Annotated in this window: 4 protein-coding genes; 3 read left to right on the forward strand and 1 reads right to left on the reverse strand. The window is 42.2% G+C overall.

Going from position 1 to position 2775, the window contains the following annotated elements:
- Positions 1–212: 212 nt before the first annotated feature.
- Complete coding sequence (locus Q0200_RS09555; protein WP_297940688.1) at positions 213–704, forward strand: hypothetical protein; 492 nt, start codon at positions 213–215, stop codon at positions 702–704.
- Between the two features lie 70 nt (positions 705–774).
- Here the strand turns inward: Q0200_RS09555 and nth are convergent, their stop codons facing one another.
- Complete coding sequence (gene nth / locus Q0200_RS09560; protein WP_297940690.1) at positions 775–1410, reverse strand: endonuclease III; 636 nt, start codon at positions 1408–1410, stop codon at positions 775–777.
- 108 nt (positions 1411–1518) lie between these two features.
- Between nth and Q0200_RS09565 the strand changes: the two genes are divergently transcribed.
- Both Q0200_RS09565 and Q0200_RS09570 read left to right on the forward strand, forming a co-directional pair.
- Entirely contained in the window at positions 1519–2331 is an 813-nt protein-coding gene (locus Q0200_RS09565) for a peptidylprolyl isomerase (RefSeq protein ID WP_297940692.1), read from the forward strand.
- Positions 2332–2341: 10 nt separating this feature from the next.
- A partial coding sequence (locus Q0200_RS09570; RefSeq protein WP_297940694.1) for a class II fructose-bisphosphate aldolase occupies positions 2342–2775 on the forward strand: 434 nt, incomplete at its 3' end.

Here is a 2775-nt window from a genome sequence, read left to right on the forward strand (position 1 = left end):
TGAACTATATGTTCTATCTTCGGTCGAAAATTTCGTCGCAACATTTAAATTCATCGCAAGATACTTCGCCTCGTCGTTTCTAAATCTAAATTTGAGGCCAACTTTACCAAATTTGTAAATTCGGCTTCAAATTTTACTCGCCTAGACCTGCATCTTGAAAATGTTAAAAATTTTATTTAGCCAAAGGCATTTTTAAAATTTTAAGGACAAATTTGCAAAAAGATAACTACATTTTTCGTTTGGACGCAAGATACGCCAAAAATAATTTAATCTCAATAATAATCATATTTTTGCCTTGCGCCGCTTTGGTTTTTTATGCGATTGCGACTGCTGATAACCTTGTTTTCGAGGTCAAGACTCTTTATTTTATTGTTTTCGGAATCGCTGTTTTTATGTTTTTGCTTGAGGCGTTTGCAATATTTTGCATAGATAAAGTGTTTTTGACGGAAAATAGCATCGTCGTGCAGAAAAATAGTAAAAATTTAGAGTTTTTATACGCTGACATTAAATTTGTCATAAGAAAAGAGTGGACGATTGCCGATAAAAGTAGTATTAAATTTTACGATCGCAAAACTTCGGAACCGATATTTGTCCTCGGCGGGCATTTTATTTTGCGGAGTGATTTTGAGCGCTTTATCGAAGCTATTTCAAAGCATACGATTTTAAATAACGAACTTGTAGAGCAAGGCACATTCAGGCGTTAAATTTGATAGACGAAGACGGCTCGTCGCAGCTGCAATACCCGTATCTCTCAAAGAAAAATTTTTTCGGCGATTAAGGAAATTTCTTATCCTTGCTGCTGCACAGCTCGTTTAAAAAGCACTCTTTGCAGTTTGGTTTTACCGCCTTACAGGTGTAGCGGCCAAAAAGCACCATCGCTTGATGAAGCGTGTTTAGCTGCGTTTTAAAGGCTTTGGTTAGATCAAGCTCGACGGCTTCGGGCGTCTTGCCCCTACTAAGACCAAGCCTGTGCGCCACGCGAAAGACGTGCGTATCCACCGCCATCAAATTTGATCCGAAATGCTCGATCAGCACGACGTGAGCAGTCTTTTGGCCTACGCCTGCTAGACTCATCAGCTCCTTTTCGGTTGTTGGTATCTCGCCGTCAAATTCGCTCATCACGCTCTTTGCCATTTTGATCAAATTTTCTGCTTTGTTATTAAAAAAGCTACAGGAGCTTATGAGTGCTTTTACGCTGGCTAGATTTGCCTGCGCTAGGCTCGCGACGTCCGGGTAAGCCTTAAAAAGCGAGGGCGTGATAAAATTTACGCGCTTATCGGTGCACTGCGCGCTTAGCATCACGCACACGAGCAGCTCGTAGAGGTTACTAAATTTAAGCTCGCTGCCCGCGTCTTTAAAATTCTCTAAAAATAAATTTTTGATAGCGTTTATATCTTTTTTCGTTCTCATAGCGCCGATTTTAGCCGTTTTTATTTAAATTTTCGATGAATTATAACTTATATTTAATGACTTTCCTGCTATATTACCCTCGCAAAAATCTAAATTTAAGGAACAAAGATGAATAAAATTTTATTCGCATCTCTTAGTTTGGCTGCGGCTTTAAGCCTAAATGCGGCGGAGTACGCCACCGTAAACGGTTCTAGCATTACCGATAAGGACGTGGCTTTCACGCTTGCTGCAATGCCGGGCGTTACTCTTGAGCAACTGCCTAAAGACACGCAAAGAAAGGTTATAGACGAAACAATCAACAGAAAACTGCTTCTAGACGAGGCTAAAAAGAGCGGACTAGATAAGACCGACGAATACAAAGCCGCTCTTGAAGAGCTAAAAAACAACCTTGCGCTTGACCTTTGGATGAAGAGAATTTTCGACAATATAAAAGTAAGCGATAGCGAAATCAGCGACTTTTACAATAAAAACAAAGCCGAATTTGCCGTACCTGCGCAAGTAAGAGCTAAACATATCCTAGTCGCTACCGAAAAAGAGGCAAACGATATAATAGCCGCGCTAAAAGGGCTAAAAGACGATGCGCTGGTTAAAAAATTCGAAGAGCTAGCTAAATCTAAATCTACAGATCAAGGTTCAGCCGTAAACGGCGGCGAGCTAGGCTGGTTCGGTCAATCTCAGATGGTAAAACCTTTTGCGGATGCTGCATTTGCGCTTAAAAAAGGCGAAGTAACTCAAAAACCTGTTAAATCGAATTTCGGCTACCACGTAATCCTAAAAGAGGATAGCAAGGCTGCCGGTACTGTAGGTCTAAACGAGGTAAAACCTCAGATCGAAGGCAGTATAAAGATGGAGAAATTTAGAAACGATATCAAAAAAAGAGGCGACGAGCTTCGCGCTAAAGCTAAAGTAGAATATAAATAAGGTCGATAAAATGGGTGTTTTAGACGTAGTAAAAGCCGGCGTTTTAAGCGGCGATGACGTAACTAGGCTGTATAAATACGCAAAGGAGCAGGGTTTTGCCTTGCCTGCGGTAAACGTGGTCGGAAGCGACTCGGTAAATGCCGTTTTAGAGGCGGCAAAAACGGCTAACTCACCCGTTATTATCCAGTTTAGTAACGGCGGAGCTGGCTTTTACGCCGGCAAAGCTTGCGGTAATGCCGACGTACTAGGAGCGGTAGCGGGCGCGCAGCACGTGCACTTGCTAGCCAAGGCTTACGGCGTGCCGGTAATTCTTCACACCGATCACGCGGCTAGAAAGCTACTGCCGTGGATAGACGAGCTCATTAAATTTAGCCGCGAATACAAAAAAGCTCACGGCGTGCCGCTTTTTAGCTCGCATATGCTTGATCTTAGCGAAGAGAGCTT

The organism is uncultured Campylobacter sp. (genome assembly GCF_938045225.1).
Taxonomy (GTDB): domain Bacteria; phylum Campylobacterota; class Campylobacteria; order Campylobacterales; family Campylobacteraceae; genus Campylobacter_A.

Bases quoted from the DNA above. Each gene is read 5' to 3' on its own strand.
- nth (WP_297940690.1), bottom strand. From the start codon at position 1,410: ATGAGAACGAAAAAAGATATAAACGCTATCAAAAATTTATTTTTAGAG.
- Q0200_RS09565 (WP_297940692.1), top strand. From the start codon at position 1,519: ATGAATAAAATTTTATTCGCATCTCTTAGTTTGGCTGCGGCTTTAAGC.